23 protein-coding genes are annotated in these 23,480 nt (G+C 41.5%); 1 reads left to right on the forward strand and 22 read right to left on the reverse strand.

Annotation, left to right across the window (positions count from 1 at the left end; genetic code table 11):
• Nucleotides 1–28 precede the first annotated feature (28 nt).
• The 15 genes from rbfA to pyrH all read right to left on the reverse strand — a co-directional run bounded on the left by rbfA (nt 29) and on the right by pyrH (nt 17,574).
• Entirely contained in the window at nt 29–373 is a 345-nt protein-coding gene (rbfA, locus tag HCJ66_RS01345) for a 30S ribosome-binding factor RbfA (RefSeq protein WP_181675618.1), read from the reverse strand.
• A 14-nt stretch (nt 374–387) separates the two neighbouring features.
• The gene (locus HCJ66_RS01350) at nt 388–666 is read right to left on the reverse strand and encodes a DUF503 domain-containing protein (RefSeq protein ID WP_187131533.1); all 279 of its coding nucleotides are present in this window, start codon (nt 664–666) and stop codon (nt 388–390) included.
• On the reverse strand, nt 663–2,966 hold the full coding sequence (infB, locus tag HCJ66_RS01355; RefSeq protein WP_187131534.1) for a translation initiation factor IF-2: 2,304 nt from the start codon (nt 2,964–2,966) through the stop codon (nt 663–665). The genes HCJ66_RS01350 and infB overlap by 4 nt, the downstream gene beginning before the upstream one ends.
• 22 nt (nt 2,967–2,988) lie before the next feature.
• Nucleotides 2,989–3,291: a YlxQ family RNA-binding protein gene (locus HCJ66_RS01360; RefSeq protein ID WP_036078666.1), complete on the reverse strand. Its 303-nt coding sequence runs from the start codon at nt 3,289–3,291 to the stop codon at nt 2,989–2,991.
• Nucleotides 3,281–3,568, reverse strand: a complete 288-nt coding sequence (gene rnpM, locus HCJ66_RS01365) for an RNase P modulator RnpM (RefSeq protein ID WP_181675621.1) — start codon at nt 3,566–3,568, stop codon at nt 3,281–3,283. Before rnpM ends, HCJ66_RS01360 begins: the two co-directional genes overlap by 11 nt.
• A 17-nt stretch (nt 3,569–3,585) precedes the next feature.
• Nucleotides 3,586–4,707 (reverse strand): transcription termination factor NusA, encoded by a 1,122-nt coding sequence (gene nusA, locus HCJ66_RS01370; protein ID WP_187131535.1) that lies wholly within the window; start codon nt 4,705–4,707, stop codon nt 3,586–3,588.
• Nucleotides 4,708–4,737: 30 nt separating this feature from the next.
• Nucleotides 4,738–5,205 (reverse strand): ribosome maturation factor RimP, encoded by a 468-nt coding sequence (gene rimP, locus HCJ66_RS01375; RefSeq protein WP_185387902.1) that lies wholly within the window; start codon nt 5,203–5,205, stop codon nt 4,738–4,740.
• A 200-nt stretch (nt 5,206–5,405) separates the two neighbouring features.
• Nucleotides 5,406–9,743 (reverse strand): PolC-type DNA polymerase III, encoded by a 4,338-nt coding sequence (locus tag HCJ66_RS01380; protein ID WP_187131536.1) that lies wholly within the window; start codon nt 9,741–9,743, stop codon nt 5,406–5,408.
• Between the two features lie 130 nt (nt 9,744–9,873).
• Complete coding sequence (locus HCJ66_RS01385) at nt 9,874–11,586, reverse strand: proline--tRNA ligase (RefSeq protein WP_187131537.1); 1,713 nt, start codon at nt 11,584–11,586, stop codon at nt 9,874–9,876.
• Nucleotides 11,587–11,659: 73 nt separating this feature from the next.
• A complete protein-coding gene (rseP, locus tag HCJ66_RS01390; protein ID WP_187131538.1) occupies nt 11,660–12,925 on the reverse strand; it encodes an RIP metalloprotease RseP in 1,266 nt (421 codons plus the stop codon).
• 10 nt (nt 12,926–12,935) lie between these two features.
• Nucleotides 12,936–14,078, reverse strand: coding sequence for a 1-deoxy-D-xylulose-5-phosphate reductoisomerase (locus tag HCJ66_RS01395; RefSeq protein ID WP_187131539.1), 1,143 nt, complete (start codon nt 14,076–14,078; stop codon nt 12,936–12,938).
• A 15-nt stretch (nt 14,079–14,093) separates the two neighbouring features.
• The gene (locus tag HCJ66_RS01400) at nt 14,094–14,894 is read right to left on the reverse strand and encodes a phosphatidate cytidylyltransferase (RefSeq protein WP_187131540.1); all 801 of its coding nucleotides are present in this window, start codon (nt 14,892–14,894) and stop codon (nt 14,094–14,096) included.
• Between the two features lie 12 nt (nt 14,895–14,906).
• Nucleotides 14,907–15,665 (reverse strand): undecaprenyl pyrophosphate synthase, encoded by a 759-nt coding sequence (gene uppS / locus HCJ66_RS01405; protein ID WP_187131541.1) that lies wholly within the window; start codon nt 15,663–15,665, stop codon nt 14,907–14,909.
• Between the two features lie 620 nt (nt 15,666–16,285).
• The gene (gene frr, locus HCJ66_RS01410) at nt 16,286–16,843 is read right to left on the reverse strand and encodes a ribosome recycling factor (RefSeq protein ID WP_185387897.1); all 558 of its coding nucleotides are present in this window, start codon (nt 16,841–16,843) and stop codon (nt 16,286–16,288) included.
• Nucleotides 16,844–16,845: 2 nt separating this feature from the next.
• Nucleotides 16,846–17,574 (reverse strand): UMP kinase, encoded by a 729-nt coding sequence (gene pyrH, locus HCJ66_RS01415; protein WP_185387896.1) that lies wholly within the window; start codon nt 17,572–17,574, stop codon nt 16,846–16,848.
• Between the two features lie 189 nt (nt 17,575–17,763).
• Between pyrH and HCJ66_RS01420 the strand changes: the two genes are divergently transcribed.
• Nucleotides 17,764–18,141, forward strand: a complete 378-nt coding sequence (locus HCJ66_RS01420) for a PI-PLC domain-containing protein (RefSeq protein WP_187131542.1) — start codon at nt 17,764–17,766, stop codon at nt 18,139–18,141.
• Between the two features lie 62 nt (nt 18,142–18,203).
• Here HCJ66_RS01420 and HCJ66_RS01425 read toward each other — a convergent pair whose 3' ends face one another.
• The 7 genes from HCJ66_RS01425 to HCJ66_RS01455 form a co-directional block, all read right to left on the reverse strand.
• Nucleotides 18,204–19,013 carry a hypothetical protein gene (locus tag HCJ66_RS01425; protein ID WP_187131543.1) on the reverse strand — a complete coding sequence of 270 codons (810 nt, stop codon included), beginning with the start codon at nt 19,011–19,013 and terminating at the stop codon, nt 18,204–18,206.
• 430 nt (nt 19,014–19,443) lie between these two features.
• The gene (locus HCJ66_RS01430; RefSeq protein ID WP_187131544.1) at nt 19,444–19,872 is read right to left on the reverse strand and encodes an SMI1/KNR4 family protein; all 429 of its coding nucleotides are present in this window, start codon (nt 19,870–19,872) and stop codon (nt 19,444–19,446) included.
• 57 nt (nt 19,873–19,929) lie between these two features.
• Entirely contained in the window at nt 19,930–20,355 is a 426-nt protein-coding gene (locus HCJ66_RS01435) for an SMI1/KNR4 family protein (protein ID WP_187131545.1), read from the reverse strand.
• A 14-nt stretch (nt 20,356–20,369) separates the two neighbouring features.
• Nucleotides 20,370–21,572, reverse strand: coding sequence for an HNH/ENDO VII family nuclease (locus HCJ66_RS16395; RefSeq protein ID WP_343068940.1), 1,203 nt, complete (start codon nt 21,570–21,572; stop codon nt 20,370–20,372).
• 532 nt (nt 21,573–22,104) lie between these two features.
• Nucleotides 22,105–22,503, reverse strand: coding sequence for an Imm48 family immunity protein (gene imm48, locus HCJ66_RS01445; RefSeq protein ID WP_187131546.1), 399 nt, complete (start codon nt 22,501–22,503; stop codon nt 22,105–22,107).
• A 14-nt stretch (nt 22,504–22,517) separates the two neighbouring features.
• Complete coding sequence (locus tag HCJ66_RS01450) at nt 22,518–22,991, reverse strand: hypothetical protein (protein WP_187131547.1); 474 nt, start codon at nt 22,989–22,991, stop codon at nt 22,518–22,520.
• A gap of 2 nt (nt 22,992–22,993) precedes the next feature.
• A complete protein-coding gene (locus HCJ66_RS01455; RefSeq protein ID WP_187131548.1) occupies nt 22,994–23,353 on the reverse strand; it encodes a type IV secretion protein Rhs in 360 nt (119 codons plus the stop codon).
• Between the last annotated feature and the right edge of the window lie 127 nt (nt 23,354–23,480).

Raw genomic sequence — 23,480 nt, forward strand, 5'->3', positions numbered from 1 at the left:
AAAACCGACACCTACCCTATCTTTGTTCTTATTCGTTATCATTTAGACCGCGTAACAAGTCGTCGATATGATTACCGTAAGCTACAGAATGATCTATTTCAAAAAATAGTTCTGGGACTTTGCGTAACCGGATACGACTACCGATTTCGGAGCGAATAAAACCATGTGCTTTTTCTAGGGCTGCCAGAGCGTCTTGTTGCTCTTTTTCTTCACCTAGGACAGAAACGAACACGGTTGCTTGTTGTAAATCCCCTGTCACATCAACGCCTGTAACGGTTATAAAACCAATACGGGGGTCTCTTAGCTTGCGGTTGAGGATATCGCCAAGTTCTTTTTTCATTTGCTCTGATACACGATTAGATCGAACATTCATGTTTTCACCTCATTTTACAAACTTTCCATTGTTGTTTTGCCGCGTTCCCATTCTGGAAATGAATCTAGAAATGTGAGTACGGTATCAGCTACTTTTTCGGCTTGATCATGGGATTCAGAGACGACAGCGAATCCGATTAAGGCTCGCTGCCATTTGTCTTGGAATCCAATTTCAGCAATGGAGATATTAAACTTTTGGCCGGCACGTGTTAAGACGCGCTTTAGGATGGCCCGTTTTTCTTTTAGTGTCTGTGGGGTCTGCAAAAACCACTCGGACTCGACGTAACGGATCATTTACGTTCGATTTCCTCCATGATGTAAGCTTCGATCACGTCGTCTTCTTTAATATCGTTAAATTTATCGATGGTAATACCACACTCGAAGCCTTTTGCGACTTCTTTCGCGTCGTCTTTAAAGCGTTTCAGCGTACCGATTTCGCCTTCGAAAACAACGATGCCGTCGCGGATAACACGAACGCCACTGTCACGCGTGATTTTGCCGTCCGTAACGTAACAACCCGCGATTGTTCCAACTTTGGATACGCTGATTGTTTGACGTACTTGGGCTTGACCGATAATTTTTTCTTGGAATTCTGGATCAAGCATTCCTTTCATCGCAGCTTCGATTTCGTCGATAGCTTTATAGATAACGCGATGTAAGCGGATATCAACGCCTTCGTTTTCAGCGCCTTCACGTGCTTGTGTTGTTGGGCGAACGTTGAATCCGATGACGATGGCGTTCGATGCAGAGGCCAATGTAATATCAGATTCGTTGATGGCACCAACGGACGTGTGAATAATTTTGACATTAACGCCTTCTACTTCGATTTTGCGTAGAGATGCAGCTAAGGCTTCCACTGATCCTTGTACATCGGCTTTGATGATGACGTTAACTTCTTTCATTTCGCCGGCTTTCATGTGTTCGAATAGGTTTTCTAAACTCACACGGTTTGTTGCAGAACGTTGTGCGACAACAGCGCGGCTTGAACGAGCTTCACCGACTGCACGAGCTGTTTTTTCATCTTCAAAGACTACGAAACGGTCGCCAGCTTGCGGTACATCGCTAAGTCCAGTGATTTCAACTGGGGTACTTGGTCCTACTTTTTTCACGCGACGTCCGATATCATTGACCATCGCACGAACGCGTCCAAATGTATGGCCGACAACGATTGGATCGCCGACTTTCAGAGTACCATCTTGTACTAGAAGTGTCGCAACGGAACCGCGACCTTTGTCTAGCTCAGCCTCGATAACGCTACCGATAGCAAGACGGTCTGGATTCGCTTTTAATTCTTCTACTTCGGAAACAAGTAGAATCATTTCAAGCAATGTATCTAGTCCTTCGCCAAATTTCGCTGAGATTGGCACGAAAATCGTGTCGCCGCCCCATGCTTCAGGAACTAATTCGTACTCGGTTAGCTCTTGCATCACGCGATCAGGATTGGATTGTGGCTTATCGATTTTGTTTACAGCAACAATGATTGGAACTTCTGCTGCTTTCGCATGGTTGATCGCTTCAATTGTTTGTGGCATAACGCCATCGTCTGCTGCTACAACAAGAATCGTGATATCCGTAATTTTGGCACCACGCGCACGCATGGTTGTAAAGGCTGCGTGACCAGGTGTATCTAAGAACGTGATTTTTTTGTTGTGAACTTCTAGTTGGTAGGCACCGATATGTTGCGTGATTCCGCCAGCTTCACCAAGTGTTACCTTCGTGTTACGTAGCGAATCAAGTAGCGTTGTTTTACCATGATCGACGTGACCCATGATTGTTACAACAGCTGGACGCTCAACTTCTTTGCCTTTGTCTTCTTCGGTTGCTTCTTCAAAATAAACATCTAAATCTGTGATATCGATTTTGATTTCTTCTTCTACTTCTACGCCATACTCACCACAAACGAGTTCAATCGCGTCTTTGTCTAAGCCTTGGTTAATCGTAGCTACGACGCCAAGTAGGAATAGCTTTTTGATGATTTCAGATGGCTCACGGTATAATTTACGCGCTAATTCGCCAACTGTAAGTGATTCTGAGAATACGATTTTTTCTGGAAGCTCTTTTGGCTTCGGTGGTGTTGGTGGTACTGTACTGTGATTACGTTTTCCTTTGTATTTCGTGTTGTTTTTGCGACCGCGATTTTGATTGTTGCGATTGCCACCTTGGTTACGGTTTCCTCCGCCTTGTGCGTTGCCGCCAGGTCGGTTTTGTCCACCGCTATTGTTTGGACGATTTTGTCCGCCTTGTGTTGTTCCACCAGCTGGTTTATTTCCACTTGCTGCTGGTTTCGCTGCGCCTTGTGAGGCTGGCTTATTTGTATTATTAGTTGGTTTGGATTGATTCGATTTATCATTCATATTTGGTTTATTAGACCCCTTACTTTGACCTGCTTCGTTTGATGATTTATGTTGGCTGCTTGGCGCGGCAGATTCTTTTTTCGGTCCAAGCAATGTTTTGTCGAGTTGTCGTAGTGCATTGTCGTTAATGGTAGACATGTGGTTGGCGACTTCAACGCCTAACTCTTGTAATGTCTCGATGACTTTTTTGCTAGGTAATTGGTGTTCTTTTGCGTATTCATATACACGAACTTTACTCATGTGACACACCTCCGTTAAGATTTCACCCGAGTAATTCCGTTAGTTTTGCCGCAAATCCTTTATCCATTACCGCGATAATGGCTCTTGCATCTTTGCCGATCGCACCGCCTAGCTGTTCACGGGTGCCGGCTTTCACAAGCGGGACATCGTAATACTGGCATTTGTTACGGATTGTTTTCTCGGTTTTTTCTGATATATCTTCTGAAATGATGACTAAACGAGCTTTTTGACGTCTCACTTCTTTTAAAACTAGTTCTTCGCCAGTCACGAGTTTGCGAGCGCTATAAGCGATTCCGAGTAAGGAATAGGCTTTGTTATGATCCATGATTTGCTCCTTCGATTGTCTTTACGTAATCAATCAATTGATCGTAAAAACCGTCTTGTTCTGGCATCTTCATCTGATGAAAAATACTGTTTTTCTTTTTAGCTTTTTCAGCGACCTTGCTGTCTATTAAAATATAAAAACCGCGACCTGGCGCTTTTCCGCTAGGATCTATCGTCAGTACACCATCTTTAGAATAGGCAATACGTAAAAGTTCGCCTTTTGGTTTGCGCTCGCCGGTTACAATACATTTTCTTAAGGGAATCTTCTTGTTACGCATCTGCATTGGTCACTCCTTTATTCTTCGTCTTCGGCGATTTCATCTGCCATGTCGATATCGACGCGTTCGATGATTGGACCATCAGGGCGTGGAAAAATGCCTGCCTCTGTAGCCACGGTTTCGCTCTTGATATCAATTTTCCAGCCTGTTAATTTAGCAGCAAGACGCGCATTTTGTCCGCGTTTACCGATAGCTAGGGAAAGTTGATAATCTGGTACGATGACCGTTGTTGCTTGTTCGGCTTCATTGACGATAACGTCGAGTACTTTGGATGGGCTTAACGCATTTGCAACGAATGTAAACGGATCAGCTGACCACTCCACGATATCGATTTTTTCACCTTTTAGTTCATTCACGATGGCTTGTACACGGGCACCTTTTGGACCTACGCAAGAACCAACTGGATCGACTTCTGGATTTTCTGTGTATACAGAGATTTTAGAACGATCTCCAGCTTCACGAGCAACAGATTTAATTTCTACAATGCCTTCATAGATTTCTGGAACTTCCATTTCAAAAAGTCGTTTTAAAAGACCTGGATGCGTACGAGAAACATAGATTTGCGGTCCTTTGGTCGTTTTTTCGACTTTCGTCAAGTATACTTTGATACGATCATGGGCGCGGTATGTCTCATTTGGCATTTGCTCATTTTGAGATAGAATCGCTTCGATTTTACCTAGATTTACGTAGATAAAACGAGAATCTTGGCGTTCTACGATACCTGTCATAATATCATCTTCGCGATCGATAAATTCGTCGTAAATGATCCCCCGTTCCGCCTCACGAACACGCTGCGTCACGACTTGTTTCGCTGTTTGTGCTGCAATTCGACCGAAATCTTTTGGCGTTACTTCGATTTCGGCAACATCATCAATTTGATATGCTGGATTGATTTTATGGGCTTCTTCCAACGAAATTTCTAAGCGTGAATCATATACCGTTTCTTTTATGTCTTTGCGCGCTAATACATGCATTGTACCAGTATCCATATTTAAGTCTACTCGCACATTCTGGGCCTGGTCAAAATTTCGCTTGTAAGCAGACACGAGTGCCGCCTCAATCGCTTCAATAATCACATCACGTGAAATTCCTTTATCATGTTCTAACACATGAAGAGCATCTAATAGTTCTGAGCTCATTCTTTTTTCAGCTCCTTTAATTTACCGCTTTTAAAATTTAATCGCTAGTCTTGCTTTGGCCACTTTGTCTTTCGGAATTTCACAGACAATTTTACGTGTCTTATCCAAAATCTCAACAGTTAGCGTCTCGCCATCATACTTCGTGAGTGTACCCTCCCACATTTTACGGTCCGCGATTGGCTCGTAACTTGTGATGTGGACCCATTTGTCAATAGCTGCTTCAAAATCTTTTTCCTTTTTTAATGGTCTTTCTGCGCCTGGTGATGATACTTCCAGAAAGTAGTTTTGCGTAATTGGGTCATTTTTGTCCAAGATTTCACTTAGTTTCTCGCTAACCAAGGCACATTCATCGATATCAATGCCGCCTTCTTTATCTAAAAATACCCTCAAATACCAGTGCTTTCCTTCTTTTTCAAACGCTAAATCGACCAGTTCCAGTTGAAGTTCGGTTGTAATTGGCAACACGATTTCTTCGACTTGTTCAAGAACTTTACTCATTTTAGCCTCCTTTAATATATCTGACAAAGCTAGTATTGCCAGTGGTTTACGACAATCTAACCCTGCAAAGTTGCAAAAGGAAAGAGTGGGCGTCGGCCCACTCTTGGTTGAGTTATCGTAATTTCATTATTAACTATAACACAAACATTCTTCCTTCGCAAACATTAGGCCCTGCGTTGCCTTGTATAGAGCCATTATCATCAGAATAGGGAGAGCTGATTTTGATCTGGTAAGCCTTCTAAACACCCTTGATCATCCATATATTGAATGATTGTTTTCGAGACTTTTCCACGCTGCTGCAAGTCTTCTTTTGATAGAAATTCGCCGTCCTCACGTGCTGCTACAATCGCTTTTGCAACGTTGGTTCCAAGACTTGGAATCGCATTAAACGGCGGAATTAACTGATCGCCTTCAATGATAAATTCATCCGCGCTTGATTTGTATAAGTCGACTTTTTGGAAAGAAAATCCGCGAGCGAGCATCTCATTGGAAATCTCGAGAACCGTCAGCAAACTTTTTTCTTTCATCGATGCTTCTAGTCCTTTGGCGTTGATTTCTTGCATTTTCGCCTTTGTCGCTTCTTTCCCGTTTACCATCGCTGTCAAATCAAAATCATCAGCACGAACCGTGAAATAGGTCGCGTAGAAGAACAGCGGATGGTGTACTTTGAAATAGGCAATCCGGACAGCCATGAGTACGTACGCCGCAGCATGGGCTTTCGGGAACATGTACTTGATTTTTTTACATGAATCGATGTACCAATTTGGCACTTTATTTTCAATCATCGCGGCTTCCATTTCCTCCGTGAGACCTTTCCCTTTACGCACAGACTCCATGATTTGGAAAGCGAGTGAGCTATCGAGGCCCTGGTAGATAAGGAAAACCATGATATCATCACGACAACCGATAACTTCGGCGAGCGAACAGATGTCGTTTTTGATAAGTTCTTCGGCATTTCCAAGCCATACATCAGTTCCATGGGATAAACCAGAGATTTGAACAAGCTCGGAGAATGTTGTCGGTTTGGTTTGTTCCAACATTTGACGAACAAAACGCGTTCCGAACTCAGGGATGCCGAGTGTTCCAGTTTTGGAATCAATATCTGCCGGTTTGACACCAAGTGATTCTGTGGAGCCGAACAGCTTCATCACCTCTTTGTCGTCAGTCGGAATGGTTTTTGGATCGATACCGCTTAGGTCTTGAAGCATCCGAATCGCGGTCGGATCATCGTGTCCGAGTATATCGAGTTTTAATACATTATCGTGAATCGAGTGGAAATCAAAATGGGTTGTTTTCCACTCTGAATCCGTCGCATCGGCAGGGAATTGGATTGGCGAGAAATCATAGACATCCATATAATCAGGGATAACAATAATCCCCCCTGGATGCTGACCGGTCGTTCTTTTTACGCCAGTACAGCCTTGCACGAGACGGTCAATCTCCGCCCCGCGAATCGTCATATTCATATCCCGCTCATAATTCCGCACGTAACCAAACGCCGTCTTCTCAGCGACCGTACCAATCGTCCCAGCACGATAAACATAATCCTCACCGAAAAGCTCCTTCGTATAGGCATGGGCAATCGGCTGGTATTCCCCGGAAAAGTTCAAATCGATATCGGGAACCTTATCCCCTTTAAAGCCAAGGAACGTTTCAAAAGGAATATCTTGTCCTTCTTTTGTAAATGCCGTACCACACTCTGGACATTCTTTATCAGGCAAATCAAATCCGGAACCAACCGAACCGTCATCGAAAAACTCGGAATGCTTACAGTTCGAGCAAATATAATGTGGTGGCAGGGGATTTACTTCGGTAATTTCGGTCATCGTCGCGACTAAAGAAGAACCAACGGAACCACGTGAACCTACGAGATAGCCTTCATTAAGCGATTTCTTCACGAGTTTATGCGAGATTAAATAAATAACCGCAAAACCGTGACCAATGATGCTTTTCAGTTCTTTTTCGAGGCGCGCTTCAACAATTTCTGGTAACTCATCGCCGTAAATGCTTCGTGCCATCGTATAGCTCATATTGCGGACTTCATCTTCTGCACCTTCGATTTTCGGTGTATACAGATCGTCTTTGATGGGTTTCAAGTTTTCCATCCAATCCGCCACGAGATTTGAATTTGTGACAACGATTTCTTTCGCTTTTTCAACGCCTAAAAAGGCAAATTCAGCAAGCATTTCATCTGTTGAACGGAAATGAACGTCTGGAAGTGACGCACGGTTCAGCGGATTTGCCCCACCTTGCGAATGAATCAAGATTTTGCGGTAGATTTTATCGTTTGGATTTAAATAATGGACATTCCCAGTCGCCACAACAGGTTTGCCGATTTTTTCACCGACCTTCACCAAGTTGCCGATGATTTCTTCGAGCGCTTTTTCATCGCGAACCAGTTCCCGTTCGATAAGGGGCGCGTAAACAGGCTTCGGCTGCACTTCGATGAAATCATAAAAAGCAGCAACTCGTTCCGCATCTTCCATCCCTTTTTGCATCATCGCTTCAAAAATTTCACCTTGATTACAGGCCGAGCCAACGATTAGGCCTTCACGCAATTTATTGAGCTCTGATCTCGGAATTCTCGGAACGCGGAAAAAGTAATTGATTTGTGACATCGACACGAGCTTGAATAAATTTTTCAGCCCAACATCGGTTTTGGCGTAAATCGTTGCGTGGAATGGACGCGCACGCTTGTAGGCATCGCCTTCCCCCATGTAATTATTGAATTGGTCGTGGAAATCGATATCGCGCATTTCCTTCGCGTCTTTAATCAACTTCCAACCAAGATAAGCCGTCGCCTCCGCATCAAAAATGGCTCTGTGATGCTGTTCTAGGATAATATTGAATTTCTTCGTTAACGTATTTAACCGGTGATTTTTAAAATGAGGATAGAGAAAACGGGCCAGTTCTAGCGTATCGATGACCGAGTTCTCCGCTTTTTCAATGCCTACTTTACCGTAAGCCGTATTGATAAAGCCCATATCAAAGGAGGCGTTATGCGCAATCAGAATCGCGTCGCCCGACCAATCCTTGAAATTCTGCAACACGACTTCCATCGGATCCGAACCTTTCACCATATCATCCGTGATGCCCGTCAAGTTGATTGTCGTTGCGGATAACGGATGGCCAGGATCGATGAAGGCTTCGAATTTATCGATGATTTCGCCGTCTTTCATCATGACCCCAGCAAGCTCGATAATCGTATCGTAAACCGCGGATAAGCCAGTGGTCTCAACGTCAAACACGACATACGTGGCATCTTTTAGCCCGGTATGACGCTCGTTATAGGCAATTGGCACGCCGTCATCAATCAAATTCGCCTCAATTCCGTATAAAATTTTGACACCGTTTTTCTTGCCAGCACCGTAGGCTTCAGGGAAAGATTGCGCCACCGCATGATCCGTAATTGCAATCGCAGGATGGCCCCAGTCTGCCGCCTGCTTCACGAGATCCGCCACAGACGATGTCGCATCCATTTGACTCATCGGTGTATGCATATGAAGTTCGACGCGCTTTTCTTCCGCCGTGTCCAGACGCTTCACGCCCGCAATTTCATTCACATCTTGCGCCATCATGATAAGGTCTCGAACAAACGTATCCATCTGCACACTGCCTCGAACGCGGACCCACATGCCTTTTTTCATATTCTGGAACATGGCAGCATCGTCGTTATCGCGCGAAAACATCTTGATAATAATCGAACTCGTATAATCCGTAATCTTGAATTGCAATAAACTACGGCCACTACGTAACTCCCGAATTTCCGTTGCAAACACATAACCTTCCACCGTAATTCGGCGTTCCTCATCATAAATATCGCCAAGCGGCTTGCGTTCCTCATCGTCCTTAATTTTATAGCCAATTTGGAATGGCCCAGATGGTGCAGCTCCACCGCCGCCTTCTCCATTCGCCTGCTGTTCCGCGCGTTTTTGCATCACTTGCACAGCTTCTAGCGCCTTCGCCTGGTCTTCTTTTTCCTTCGCCTCCACAAAAGCCTTATAATGCTCCGTTTCCGACTGCTCCAACAAATTCGTGCGCAACACCATCGTCGGGAATCCTTTTTCACGCAAGCTCTCAGCAATCGCTGGTTGAAAACGCTGGGCAATCGTCGTCTGCTCCATCTCATTATGTACACGAATCTCCATAAAATTTGGCGCAATAAACGTCGGCTTCTGCTCAATCAACAACTGTCCAATCATCGGTGACTGCTTTGCGAACGGCGCAATCGTATCGTTCCAATAATCCTCCACCAAGCGTTCCGTCACCGTCTCGTCCCGCACATGAATCCGCATCGTCGTCTGCGCAATCTGTTGAAACGCCTGATTCATCCCCACACGCATCATCTGAAACAATTCAAACGGCAAAATTTGTGCGACATCTAAATGGAATTCCCATATTTTATTCGCTTTATCTACAACCAATTTCTCGATTTTCCCATCCTTCGTAAAATCTTGAAACACGGCATCATTTCCTAATCCAATTTGCTGCAACAAAATTTGGAATCGTTCTTGTTTTTCTACATCTGTAATAGACAATCTCAACAACTCCTTCACTTAACAAAAAAACGTCTTCCCAGTTGAACCGTAAGACGTTTTTTGTTTTCCTTCTAAAAAGGGAGAGTCCAGCCATGAGATATTCTTCAAAGCTGGACATTTCCATCTATATTTACGCGTTTTCGCCTAACAAAATCGGCAATGTATTCATAAGTTCATCTTTACGAACTTCAATCATTTCACCAGTTTTGCGAATCTTCACTTCAACAATACCCTCCGCCGCCTTCTTACCAACAGTAACACGCATTGGCAATCCAATCAAATCGGCATCGGCAAACTTCACGCCTGCGCGCTCAGAACGGTCATCTAGCAAAACAGAGAATCCCATTTCTTGTAAAGAAGCGTATAATTCCTCCGCAAACGTTACTTGTTCTTCACTCTTCATGTTAACAGGAATTAAATGCAAATCAAGTGGACTAATGCTGCGATCCCAAACGAGACCTGACTCATCGGCTTGTTGTTCCGCAATCGCTGAAAGCAATCTGGAAACGCCAATACCATAACAACCCATGATAAACGGATTGCTACGGCCATTTTCATCTAAAAACGTTGCATCCATCGCTTCACTATATTTTGTTCCCAGTTTAAAGATATGACCCACTTCAATACCTTCCGCGAACTTAATGACGCCATGTCCATCCGGAGATAAATCGCCTTCTTGAATCAAACGCAAATCAAAGTACGTATGCACATTGAAATCACGTTTTGGTTGCGCATTAATCATATGATAGCCTTCGATATTCGCACCAATCACTGCGTTCACAACATCTTGCACATCATTATCCGCAAAAATACGAACATGTTCTGGCACGCCGATTGGACCTAGCGAACCAAATCCAGAACCAAGTAATGCAACAGCTTGCTCATTTGTCGCCAGTTCCACCGTCGTTGCTGATAAGGCATTTTTGATTTTGATATCATTCACTTCATGATCCCCACGAACGAGCACCATAATAATTTCTTCGTCATCGAGCATGTAAAGCATGGACTTCACTGTCTTTTCAACTGGCACATCTAAAAATGACAGAACATCTGCAATCGATTTTTGATCTGGCGTTTCTACTTTTTCAAGTTCGCCCGCTTCTTCATGTGATTTCTTCTCCATATGCATAACTGGCGCCATTTCGACATTTGCCGCATAATCAGAAGCGTCACTATAAGCAATCGTATCTTCGCCGATTTCTGATAATACCATGAATTCCTTCGTCTCACTCCCACCGATAGAACCAGAATCCGCAATAACCGCACGGAAATCTAAGCCACAACGCGTGAAAATATTTGAATACGCTTGATACATTTTATCATATGTCGCATCCAAGCTTGCTTCTGTCGCATGGAAAGAATACGCATCTTTCATAATAAACTCACGGCCACGTAACAAACCAAAACGCGGACGCAATTCATCGCGGAACTTCGTCTGAATTTGATACATTGTCAAAGGCAAGCGCTTGTAAGATTTAACCTCATCACGTAAAAGCGATGTAATCACCTCTTCATGCGTTGGGCCTAAAGCGAAATCGCGCGCATTACGGTCTTTCATACGCATCAATTCTGAACCATAATCTTCCCAACGACCTGATTCCTGCCAAAGTTCTGCTGGTTGTAAAGCTGGTAATAATAATTCGACCGCATCGATCCGATTCAACTCTTCACGAATAATGGTCTCTATTTTTTGCAATGTTAATTTTGCGAGTGGTAAATAACTATAAATTCCACTTGCGGTTTGGCGAATAAACCCTGCGCGCAATAATAATTGGTGACTTTTCACCTCTGCATCAGCAGGTACTTCTTTCAATGTTGGAATAAAGCTCAATGTTTGACGCATACTCAAATCACACCCCTATTTTTTATCTTTAAACCTGAGAACGATTCTGCGCTCAGGTTTCCCCTTATCTGTATCAGAAAAACGCTCGCTGGATATCGTTCCATGTTACGAGCAACATCAATACCATCAGCAATGCAAAGCCAATGAAATGTACCATGCCTTCTTTTTTCGGGTCCAGTGGTTTCCCGCGGACTAATTCGTATAAGAAGAACAATAAACGTCCACCATCCAGTGCTGGCAGTGGCAGTAAATTCACGATACCTAAGTTGATGCTTAGAACAGCCGTCCAATTAAGCAACGTTAAGAAACCATAACTTACAACTTCTTGCGTTGACGTATAAATACCAACTGGACCATTCAACATATTAAGCGAGAAGTCACCAGTCACCATTTGACCAAGTACATGACCAATTTGTGCTATCCAGAACCACATCTGCGTAAAGCCATACGTTATCTTCGTCCAAAACGAATCGGATCCAGGTTGCGCGACGCCAATTTTACCAACGCTTGTGCCATCTTGCGCTTTTTCCGCTTTCGGCGTTACGTCGATATCTTGTGTTTTCCCATCGCGCTCGACTTTGAAATCAAGTTCTTTGTTTGGGCTTTTCTCTACTGTAGAAAAAATATCTTGCCATGAATCCATCGCCTTGCCATTAATGGAAATAACTTCATCGCCTTGTTTCAAACCAGCTTCCTGCGCCGCGCCATTATCCATCACTTGCCCAATTTCAGGGTCATTCGAAGGAACGCTGCCTGACACAAAAGCAAGAATTGTAAAGATTATAATTGCTAAGATAAAGTTGAATAACGGTCCTGCAAAAATGGTCATCGCTCGTTTACCTAGTGATTTCGATTGGAAAACACGGTCATACGGCGCAATAATCGTTTCTATTTTGCCATCCACGACAACAGCATCACTCGCCACTTGATAGCGAACCACTTTGTCCTCGTCATATTCTTCGTAACCTTCGATGAAAAGCTCTTTTTCAAGATCGCTTCCAGAAACCTCGAGCGGCTGTACATCTTGATATTGATCCTTTCCATTGATAATAATCTTCGTAACGACTTCATCATCATTTAAAATTAGGCCAACACGGTATCCCGGTTTCAGCTCAACGACTTCTCCGTCCTCACCTGCCATACGAACATAACCGCCGATGGGAAGAAGTCTTAATGTGTACTGTGTTTCTTTCTTGCGGTAAGCAAATATTTTTGGTCCAAAACCAATCGAAAAATCGCGAACTAGAATACCAGATCTTTTTGCAAACAAGAAATGTCCAAGTTCATGAAAGAAAACGATTAGGCCGAAAACAAATATAAACGCAATAATGGTTGTCATTGTTTCACCTCTATAAAAGTGTCTTCACGTATGCACGTGTTTCCTGATCTACTTGAAAAATAGTTTCCAAATCAGGGTTTGGTATTGCCTCATGGCGATTCATTGCATTTTCAACGAGGGCCTCAATGTCTTGGAAAGCAACCTGACCATTTAAAAAGCCAGCGACTGCAATTTCATTGGCCGCATTCAAAACAGAGGGCATCGTTCCACCTATTTTACCAGCAGTATACGCTAATTTCAATGCCGGAAAACGATGGAAGTCCATTTTATCGAAATGAAGCGCACCAAAGTCCGTAATATCAAATGGTTTTTGGAAAGAAATACTGGAGCGTTCCGGATGTGTAAGCGCGTATTGAATCGGTACACGCATATCTGGCAAACCAAGTTGCGCGATGTGGCTACCATCTTTAAAAGCGACCATCGAGTGGATGATGCTTTCCCGATGAATGACAACATCAATTTTGTCATAATCTAAGTCGAACAACCAATGCGCCTCAATGACTTCTAACCCTTTATTGAACATCGTCGCCGAATCAATTGTAATTTTGTTACCCATCGACCAGTTCGGATGTGCTAATGCTTGCGCCACTGTCACATCTTTCAGCTGATCTCGCGTCTTATCACGGAAGCTACCACCGGATGCCGTCACAATCAATTTATCAATATTTGCGGGATTCTCACCTTGTAAACACTGGAAGATTGCGGAATGTTCACTGTCGACCGGCACTAAGCTCACGCCTTTTTCTTTTGCAGCGCGCATCACCAAATGTCCTGCCGTTACTAATGTCTCTTTATTCGCAATCGCAATCTCTTTCCCCGCAGCAATCGCATCCAATGTCGGCTGCAAACCAACACTGCCCATCACCGCATTGATCAAAATGTCGCCATGACTATATGTCGCAACTTCTTGCAAGCCCATCGCGCCGTAGTACGCCTTGATTCCTGGGAACTCAAGTTTTAATTTCTCATAATCTCGGCGATGTTCCACCGATACAATTTCCGGTTGAAACTCATGAATAATCGCTGTTCCAAGTTTCATATTGCGCCCAAACGAAAGCGCCACAACTTGAAATAACTCCGGATGTTCCCTTACAATCGCAAGTGTCTGGCTTCCAACCGAACCCGTTGCGCCTAGCAAATTAATTTTTCTCATCAGTACACCTCTATTTTATAAAATTTGAAGTATATGTAGCAATGGCAAAAGAAGTGGTAAAACAAATAATAAATTATCGAACCGATCTAGTATTCCTCCATGTCCAGGCAGTAATTTCCCAGAATCCTTCACACCGTAATATCGTTTTAATGCGGATTCCACTAAATCTCCTAGTTGACCGAAAATGGATAGTACAATAATTAATAGCGCAATGACAAATGGATTTCCGTCCAATCCCATATATAAATAATACCCGCCAGCAATGATTACCGCAAAAACTACCCCACCAACAAAGCCTTCTACCGTCTTATTCGGACTCACATTAGGCGCTAATTTATGCTTCCCAAACGACCGACCGACAAAATAGGCCATGGTATCCGTCATCCACACAATCAAAAGAGCAAAAATAACATACTCTAATCCAGCATTTCGCGTCTCCGCTAAATAATGGAATCCCAATCCTGTATAAAACGCGGCTAAAATACCAATTCCAACTTGATCAAAATGATAGCGATTCTTTGAAAACACCGTGTAAGATAACAATAATGCCATACAAACAAAGATAATTTCCATTTGCGTAATATCATATTCCCCGAGCCATTCGATGAACCTTGTTGGCGCAGCAATTATCAGCGTCAATACAAGCGTGATAATCCCATTTACCGAAAATAGACTCTGCTTAGTCATTACTAAAATTTCATATAATGCGATCGCTGCCAGCAACATGCTGAGCAATTCAAATGGCAATTTCCCATAGATCACAAACGGTAGGAACACCGCCAAAGCTACGATTGCTGTAATAATTCTTGTTTTCACAATATATCCTCCCTATAAGCCCCCGAAGCGTCTCGAGCGATTTTGATATTCCACAACCGCCTGCTTAAAATCGCTTTCCGAAAAATCAGGCCAGTGCGTCTCTGTAAAATAAAACTCGCTATATGCAAGCTGCCACAACATAAAATTGCTCAGTCTAAGTTCACCACTCGTTCGAATCAATAAATCGGGGTCCGACAAATTGGCACTCATTAAATGCTTCGCCAAACGCTCCTCTGTCAAATCCTCCACAGTAAGCCCTGCATCCAGTAACTCACGCATTGCCACCTGTGTGGCGGTAATAATCTCAGCCCGCGAGCCATAATTCAGTGCAAAGTTCAAAACAAGTCCCGTATTACCTTTTGTCGCTTCCATCGCACGTTCCACAGCATCAAGCGTATGTTTTGGCAATTCTTCTTTATAGCCCATCACATTCACGCGCACATTCTCTTCCATCAACTCCGGGATAAACGTATCAAAAAACTCACCCGGCAACTTCATCAGAAAATCAACCTCATCATTCGGTCGCTTCCAATTCTCCGTAGAAAAAGCATACAACGTTAAAATATCAATACCAAGCGAATTCGCATAACGCGTCATCCGTTTCACCACTTGCATTCCTTCGCGGTGCCCAGCAACCCTAGGCAAAAAACGCTTCTTCGCCCACCTGCCATTCCCATCCATGATAATCGCTACATGGCTCGGTAAAGGAAGTTCCGCTGAAATTTCATTATTTATCTCATTCTCATCTTGACGAAATATCTTCTTAAACATGTTCTTTCCTCCAATAGAATTACCAAGAGTCGGCACGTCTATACCTATAATAACAAAAATAACAGAAATTATGTACTATAACTTGCTCAAAGTAAATAAGAAATCCATGAGATTTGAGTTGTTGAAGTGCATTATGAGGGATTACTTGTTGATTTAGGACTTCGCAATATGCATATGAACAAAATCAAAGTTAGCATGTAAAACGTAAGTGGCTGTTCTAAGACAACGCTCACCTCAAAACTTTAATAAGACCGAACGCATTGACTCTTCCCACGACAATTACTTAAGAAATAACCGCTTCACGCAATATTGAAAAAGCATCGTTAAGTGCCTCAATATGCGTGAAGCGGTGGTTCGATTCAGGGGATGGCGTCGTGTTTGGCGCCTCCGGATCCAGCTTTGTTGTGGTTCTTGAAAAGCGTCGTTTGCTTTGCTAGAACCTCAATATGCAGTTGAATACAATGAAACTGCCTTCCTATTGCCAGACCCTCGAAATTTGTTGATACTCTTAGGAAGCGTAGTTTGTTTCCTTAGAGTATCAATATGAGTGTGAGCGAAGCAAGCATTCGTTCCTTGCCCCTAACAAATTTTTTCGAGTCTAACGGGCTCTTTCAGCTTTTCTATACTTCCATTATCTCTTCTTCCTTACTCTTCGCTATCTCATCAAGCTTCTTAATGCTCGCATCTGTTAATTTTTGCACGTCTTCTGTGAAATTACGTAGATCGTCTTCTGTAATATCGCCGGATTTCTCTAATTTCTTCAAATCATCATTGGCATCGCGACGCACGTTACGGATTGCAACTTTTGCATCTTCTGCTTCTTTTTTCACTTCTTTTACTAGTTCTTTACGACGTTCTTCCGTCAATTGTGGGATCGCGATACGGATGACTTCGCCGTCGTTATTCGGCATAATACCAAGGTCAGCTTTTAAAATCGCTTTTTCGATATCGCCTAGCGCTGTTTTATCGTAAGGAGAAATCATTAGTAAGCGCGCTTCTGGAACGCTCACGCCTGCTACTTGGTTGATCGGTGTTGGTGCGCCATAATAGTCAACGGATACACGATCAAGTAGTGATGCGTTGGCACGACCAGCGCGAATCGATCCTAATTGATGTTGTAGCGCTTGCTCCGATTTCGTCATTTTATCTTGTGCTTGTGCTAATACTTCTTTACTCATAATTATTTCCTCCCTCTTACTATCGTTCCAATTTTTTCGCCTAAAATAACGCGTTTGATATTGTTATCTGTCTCTTCAAACGAAAAGACGATTAATGGAATATCATTGTCCATGCTTAGCGATGATGCCGTTGTGTCCATAACTTGTAGGTTATCTTTAATCACATCAAGATACGATAATTCCTCGTATTTCACTGCTGTATCATCCAATTTCGGATCCGCACTGTAAACGCCATCCACATTGTTTTTCGCCATCAAAATGACCTCAGCCTCAATTTCAGCTGCACGCAATGCCGCCGTTGTATCTGTTGAGAAATAAGGATTTCCAGTTCCCGCTGCAAAAATAACAACGCGCCCTTTTTCCAGATGACGAATCGCTTTACGTCTAATGTACGGTTCAGCAATCTGACGCATATCAATAGAAGTTTGAACACGTGTAGCCACACCAACGTTCTCTAGTGAATCTTGTAGTGACAAAGAGTTCATAACCGTCGCAAGCATACCCATGTAATCCGCTGCTGCACGGTCCATTCCCATTTCACTACCAAGCTTACCGCGCCAGATATTGCCGCCACCAACAACAATAGCAACCTCTACGCCAAGTTCCACTACTTCTTTTACTTGTTGCGAGATGGAGTTCACGACACGCGGGTTAATCCCAAACCCTTCCGTTCCTGCTAAAGCTTCACCACTAAGTTTCAATACTACTCGTTTATATTCTGGGGTATCCATATTGACCTCCATCTACTTTCTATTTGGCTCATTCCTAACACTTGGAATAATTCCATCATACTCTATAATACTAAAAAAAGCCTCTAAGCAAAAGCATTTTCGTACAAATTTCAAAAATAATATTTTCCTGCCTCTTTCAAGCCACTAATTATTGTTAACTTATCGTATAATGAAAAGCAGAAATAAGGCGTGGAGAGCGATTATATTTACCAGTCGCTGGATCGTAATATGGTCGAAACGATTAAGAAACGCTATCCAGCGATGCGAGTCGGCTTTATTGTCCCGCTTAATTTTGGCAACCTGGTAAATGTTGATGCAGATTTCATTGTGATTGAGGAGTTCTCTTTTAGCTCTAGCATGCAAAGACAGGCTCGCGAGCGTAATATGGACTTGTTGGTGTGGACGATCACAACGCCAGAAGCAGCCCGTAAATACATGCTTGCTGACGTTGACGGGATTATTACGGAGATACCTGAAGAAGCGATGAAGGTGCAGGATGATTTGCGGAGCGATCAAGCAGTGAGTACCAAGTTATCAGATGCGATTGATTTATTGACTGGAAACTAAAGAAGAAGCGGCGTATGACAGATTTACCGTCATACGTCGCTTCTTTTGAAATTAATACCTAATTAAAATTCTTCAGCAGGAACTACAAGTGTTTCCTCGTAAACAGTTCCGTCTGGCTCACGTACTGTCACAGCGATAGTAGACCCAGCCGTTAATTTTTCATTAAACGTAACTTTCCCGACACCATCTTCATTCGCCTCAGTTTTTTTCCCACCTCCCTCTGATGGGAAGAAAGAAATGAAAGTATCCGGAATGGCATTACTAAATGTAACGTATGTTGTTCCTTCCGTAGTAGTTCCAACAAAGAATTCGATTGGTGTTTTTGTTGGAAGAACTGTAATAGAAGCTTTGGCTCCATTTGAACCTAAAAGCGGCAAATCGATTGGCGTATCAGCAGCAATCGCTTCAAAATTATATGAACCAGCTGGAAGTTTGATATTGCTACTTAAATGATACGTTGCTTTTTGCCCAATAGCGATATTTAATAAATTAAAGGGAATGCGTCCGGAAACGATTCCTGTTGCCGGATCAACCTTCAGAGTCGTCACTACCCCAGTTCTATTTCCCAGTAAAGTCGGCACACTATAGTCAATTTTCAAAGAGTCCGCTACCGTTTGATCAGATAGTAACGCTTTGAGGTTGTCATCCACTTTAAACCCAACATATTGCGATGTCAAAAGTGAAATTTCGAGCCCCGTTTGACCAGTCAGCGTTAAGTCCAGCTGTTGATCTGTGTAATCAGATGTCAGCGTACTGTTTTTCAACAAGCTAACACTCGCCGCTTTCGAATTAGTACTAAACACCGAAACCCCTACCAATAAAACTAACAAAAAGAGTAATCCTAAGAAGCTTTTTTTCTTCGTAATTGTCATTACATTTCCCCCTCAATCAAATTAAAATCATGTTACTAGGTTAAGATACCCCTGCGTTTTTTATATGAAACATGATTTTGAAATTGTATTGAAAGGGAATTATTCGTAATGATAATGTTAATTTTTTAACACTTATTGTTTTTTAAGTGATACACATAAATCCATGAAATAAATATTTGATTTACTTTTAAAATGTCTAGGAAGAGTATAAATTTAGCGTGTTAAAAAGAAAAAACCGCTATTCTCAACGAATAAACGGTTCATCAAAAATCACCTAAAAAGCGATTTATTTCTTCACTTGATAAATAAGAATCTCATACATTCGGCTCTATATCAATGTTTTTTCACCAATAAATGAAAATGTCCCCCAGCAGATTTATTAGGTACGTGTTTCTTCCTATTTATACTAAGATATGGTGCTTATATTGCCTTAATAATTATCTATTGCTTCTTGAAAATAATCTTCTAAAAATTGGTCAAAAGTTTCGTACCTTACTTCTGGATTGTTACTAGTTCTCTCCCAAGAATAGACTTTCGAATCTTCTCCTGCTTGATTAGTATCCATACACACAACGTAATCACCAAGGTCATACACAACGATATATTCACTAGCTAATCCCAGCTCGCGATATCTTATTGTTGCTTGTAACATAGAAGAGCCTAATTCGCCTTCAATACCCTCAATATCAACTCCGCAGATTCCTCCTGAGCCGTACTCCAAAATGAAAGCTCTGTACTGTTCTGGAATTTTTATAGCTAGTTCTTTCTCAATCTTATTAATATCCTCATTTTTGATAGTTCCATAAAAATCTTTTTCTTCTTGATATTCTTCAATCATATCAGCAATTTTTTGATTCATATCTAGTTTCTTTCATAATTTTGACCTCGTCACTTCCAATGCTAACTGCCTCAATACTTACAAATTTTCTTTCATTCCAGAAACTCTTTCTTCAAAGAACGCGATAAAATCATTTGCCACAACTTCCCCAACGCCCTCTTCCCTATCCCAATAGTAAACCTTACTATCATTTGAATTCACACAGTAAAAAAATTCGTCACAATCCTCTACCACGTATAGATAAGGGGCTAAATTATACTCTTTTCTTAATCTCATGGTAGTATTCTTCACCGTTGAAATACCATTCTTAGCTATGCCTAGTATATCGATACCAAGAACTCCGCCACTACCATAGTGTTCCAAAAACCATTTATATTCTTCGGAAAATGCAACGCTTAGTTCATCTTCACTTAATTTAATCTCCTTAAGTGACACTCCACCAGTAAAATCTTTATCTTCCTCATATTGACTAATTAATTGAGTAATATCAGATATATTTCCCATAATATAAACACTCCTTAAATTGATTGAGTCGCTCTCCATTTCCAGTACTGACTCCTAAAATTATTATATTGATTCGCTAATTCCTTGTTATTCCTAAAGCTATTGCCATTCTCAACTAATCCATGTAGTACTGCATGATACTTTTCATGTAAGCTACCTGGTAATTCAGCCATCGGACCCGGCTCCATCTGCAAAAGATGATGTAATTCAATTTTAGACCCATCTTCCCATATCGGAGACCTTCCTTTTTTCATTAATTCTAAATTAGTCAATCCTGTGGCCTCATCAACTCTGTGTATATCAAGATTTTCTAACTGATGAACTTTCCTGCTTATATCCTTTTGAACGCCGCCGACTTTAGTAGTCCCTTTAAAAAAACCATCTTTATATTTTAGGGTACTACCGGACTCTCCAATATTTCCACTAATCAATCCATTTGCCATATTTTCAAACCTATGTGTATTCTCTGCCGCATCAAACATAACATGAGTTGCACCAAGCGGATCAGCAACAACACGTGTCCGACTAAAGTTTAAGTTTTTTACACCAGTTGCGATTTCATCAGCTAGTTTACCAGCTTGCACGGTGCCATTCTTCACCTGTGTCTTTGCTGCGTTAGCAACATCCTTCATGACGTTTGGGATTTTGCGAATCCGTGCTGCACTTTCATTCAGGGCTTGTTTTCCCATCATATCTAAATTGGATAACCCTTGTTTCGCTGTCTGTTTTAATGTCAGCTTACTACCAACTTGAGCGGCATCCAATGCGATTCCACCAGCTTTGGTTGCTTGGCTAAATGCTCGGATTCCCTTCACACCTGGTACAACATCCAGTAACGCAAATGCTCCACGCGTCGCTCGTTCTCCACCATCCATTTCGCGTCCTGTCAGCCAGTATTTTCCTGTTGTGGTACTACTCAATTCTAGTGTACCATACGCGACCCCGAGTGCCAATCCTGCTGGCGGACACACAATACTGACACCAATGATGACAACCGCAATCCCAATATCTCGCCAGAACTCCGTGTTTTGTTGGTCATCTCGAATCGAATTATATTCAAAGGCACGGGAACTGGAAACCGCCGATTGGTACTCCTCGTATGTAAATTCTTGGTCGGGATTTTGCTTGCTGTACTCCGCAAACTGCGCCTTCAAATTATCCGCAAAAAAGTTATCGCCTGCCATGATGTCACTCAACTTGATCTTGTCTTTTGGCACGGTTGTCGTCGTTGCTCCGTGTCGTGCCTTTCCCAGAAAATATGCCTGAATTAATCAAGCCTTTTAACGCATTGACTCGTTCCACTCATTCCAATTTTATTCATTGAACAAATAAGAAAAGCTGTGTAAATAATGAATCCGAGATTCATTATTTACACAGCTTTTTGTACACTCTCAATATTTAACTGTTTTAGATCTAATAATATAAAATTATTGTTCAACTCTCTTTATTCAACCAACCATTTGAACCAATTTCATAATTCAGAAGCGTTGCGGCACAGTGACTTTCAGAACGTCAAAAAAGCTACCTCCCCATATCGCTCATATAAATGCCATAAAATAACTAATGCAAGGTTTTCGAATCTCATTGCCTGCGTTATTTCGAAATAAAATGGGGTATTATTCCTCTGAAAACAAAAGCTGAGTTATGAAATTGGTTCATATATAAAACCTCTCTAGTTTCCTAGAAAGGTCACATTAAGTGCTATATTTTATTTTTCATGTCTTGTTGCAAAATAGTCCTGGTACAATATCAATCCTCTTCTTTTACTAACGTTATAATATGATTAAAATCTTCTCTCAATGACTCTATTTGTTTATCACAGTACATAAAATATCCATTCAATCCCCTATGAATAATTGCAAACATGGTAGGATGAGTTTCTTTATCCGTAGAGTCTATCAAAAACTGAGCAAATTGAACACTAGACTCTAAAGAATAGCCAAATTTTTCATTTAAAATGCGAATCATCACAGCCTGTATATCTATTGGTGTTATTTCTTTACCTTGAGCTAATCCATTTAACATTCCAAAAAAATATGCCCCTAACACTTGTTTTTCTTGCTCATCTTGAAAATTTACACAAATTAAATCAGTTAACTCATCAACAAGTTTTGAGCTATCTATTAAAAAATCCTGCTTTTCCACCATTACATTCTTCCCTCCTACATTACTTTTATTTTTCCTTTTGGATACTTACCAGCCCACCCACAAGGGATATAACCACTTAAATATATGCTATACATCAACTCATAGAAATCTGAACGTACTACTGAAGAATAGCTTTTATAAAGTGTTATGTTGACTATATCAAATTTTATTTGCGATTTCATATCTTCTAACAAATATCCCTCAGAAATTAACTTGTCCAGCTTCTCTTCAGTAATAGGGATAATTTTTTCTTTAACTTCCGCAGTTAAATGATTCCAATTTCTAAAGAGGTCTCTATTATTATTAGATAAAAAGGCTGTAAACGTCCCCCTTTCCTCCAAACAGAGATTTTCCCACTTTAAACTGTTAATACTTTTGTTAGCAGATTTTAAGTCATTTATTAATTCATATTCATTCCCTAAATTATTAGAGTGCGACAAATATTCTATTTCAGAAACGGCTTTTAAGATTTCTGTATTTAATTGCATATTTATCCTCCTAGTTTCGGTTTAGGTAAATTAATTCTTCCAGGTATTCTTGGAACAAAATCACCCGAAGAAAAACCTGCTCCTATTTGTTGGTTCATCGCTTCTGTAACTGTTTTGTTAACTTGACTTTCAGATAGTCCAGCATGAATTAAAGATTCTTTCAATGCTTGATTGTACTCTGCAATTGTTGCAATCTCACCAAAAAAATCACCTTTTTTTCTATATAAATTCCAAAATTCTTCCAATTTTTGATGAGCATTATAATGGGGACTGCCAACATCTTTAAAAATATTGCCCTCTAGCTTTATTGACAAGCCATCCTTATGCGCTATACGATCTCTAAATACTGCATCTTGATTCAAATGATGAGCTTGACCTTGGATATTTTTATTTTTCTTTAAATTTTTATAAGTGAACCAATTTCATAAGTCGCTTTTTATTCGAAATTAGACGAATCCAATTTTATGATTTTTCATTTTTAAACGTTCA

The sequence above is a fragment of the Paenilisteria portnoyi genome (assembly GCF_014322795.1).
Taxonomy (GTDB): Bacteria; Bacillota; Bacilli; order Lactobacillales; family Listeriaceae; genus Listeria_A; species Listeria_A portnoyi.

What these genes read in the sequence shown, in the direction of transcription:
- HCJ66_RS01395 (WP_187131539.1), bottom strand. Translation starts at nt 14,078, where the DNA reads ATGAGAAAAATTAATTTGCTAGGCGCAACGGGTTCGGTTGGAAGCCAG.
- nusA (WP_187131535.1), bottom strand. Translation starts at nt 4,707, where the DNA reads ATGAGCTCAGAACTATTAGATGCTCTTCATGTGTTAGAACATGATAAA.
- HCJ66_RS01425 (WP_187131543.1), bottom strand. Translation starts at nt 19,013, where the DNA reads ATGACAATTACGAAGAAAAAAAGCTTCTTAGGATTACTCTTTTTGTTA.
- rseP (WP_187131538.1), bottom strand. Translation starts at nt 12,925, where the DNA reads ATGACAACCATTATTGCGTTTATATTTGTTTTCGGCCTAATCGTTTTC.
- HCJ66_RS01435 (WP_187131545.1), bottom strand. Translation starts at nt 20,355, where the DNA reads ATGGGAAATATATCTGATATTACTCAATTAATTAGTCAATATGAGGAA.
- frr (WP_185387897.1), bottom strand. Translation starts at nt 16,843, where the DNA reads ATGAGTAAAGAAGTATTAGCACAAGCACAAGATAAAATGACGAAATCG.
- imm48 (WP_187131546.1), bottom strand. Translation starts at nt 22,503, where the DNA reads ATGGTGGAAAAGCAGGATTTTTTAATAGATAGCTCAAAACTTGTTGAT.
- rimP (WP_185387902.1), bottom strand. Translation starts at nt 5,205, where the DNA reads ATGAGTAAAGTTCTTGAACAAGTCGAAGAAATCGTGTTGCCAATTACA.
- HCJ66_RS01385 (WP_187131537.1), bottom strand. Translation starts at nt 11,586, where the DNA reads ATGCGTCAAACATTGAGCTTTATTCCAACATTGAAAGAAGTACCTGCT.
- HCJ66_RS01360 (WP_036078666.1), bottom strand. Translation starts at nt 3,291, where the DNA reads ATGGATCATAACAAAGCCTATTCCTTACTCGGAATCGCTTATAGCGCT.
- HCJ66_RS01430 (WP_187131544.1), bottom strand. Translation starts at nt 19,872, where the DNA reads ATGAATCAAAAAATTGCTGATATGATTGAAGAATATCAAGAAGAAAAA.
- HCJ66_RS01350 (WP_187131533.1), bottom strand. Translation starts at nt 666, where the DNA reads ATGATCCGTTACGTCGAGTCCGAGTGGTTTTTGCAGACCCCACAGACA.
- infB (WP_187131534.1), bottom strand. Translation starts at nt 2,966, where the DNA reads ATGAGTAAAGTTCGTGTATATGAATACGCAAAAGAACACCAATTACCT.
- uppS (WP_187131541.1), bottom strand. Translation starts at nt 15,665, where the DNA reads ATGTTTAAGAAGATATTTCGTCAAGATGAGAATGAGATAAATAATGAA.
- rbfA (WP_181675618.1), bottom strand. Translation starts at nt 373, where the DNA reads ATGAATGTTCGATCTAATCGTGTATCAGAGCAAATGAAAAAAGAACTT.
- pyrH (WP_185387896.1), bottom strand. Translation starts at nt 17,574, where the DNA reads ATGGATACCCCAGAATATAAACGAGTAGTATTGAAACTTAGTGGTGAA.
- HCJ66_RS01450 (WP_187131547.1), bottom strand. Translation starts at nt 22,991, where the DNA reads ATGCAATTAAATACAGAAATCTTAAAAGCCGTTTCTGAAATAGAATAT.
- rnpM (WP_181675621.1), bottom strand. Translation starts at nt 3,568, where the DNA reads ATGCGTAACAAGAAGATTCCCTTAAGAAAATGTATTGTAACCGGCGAG.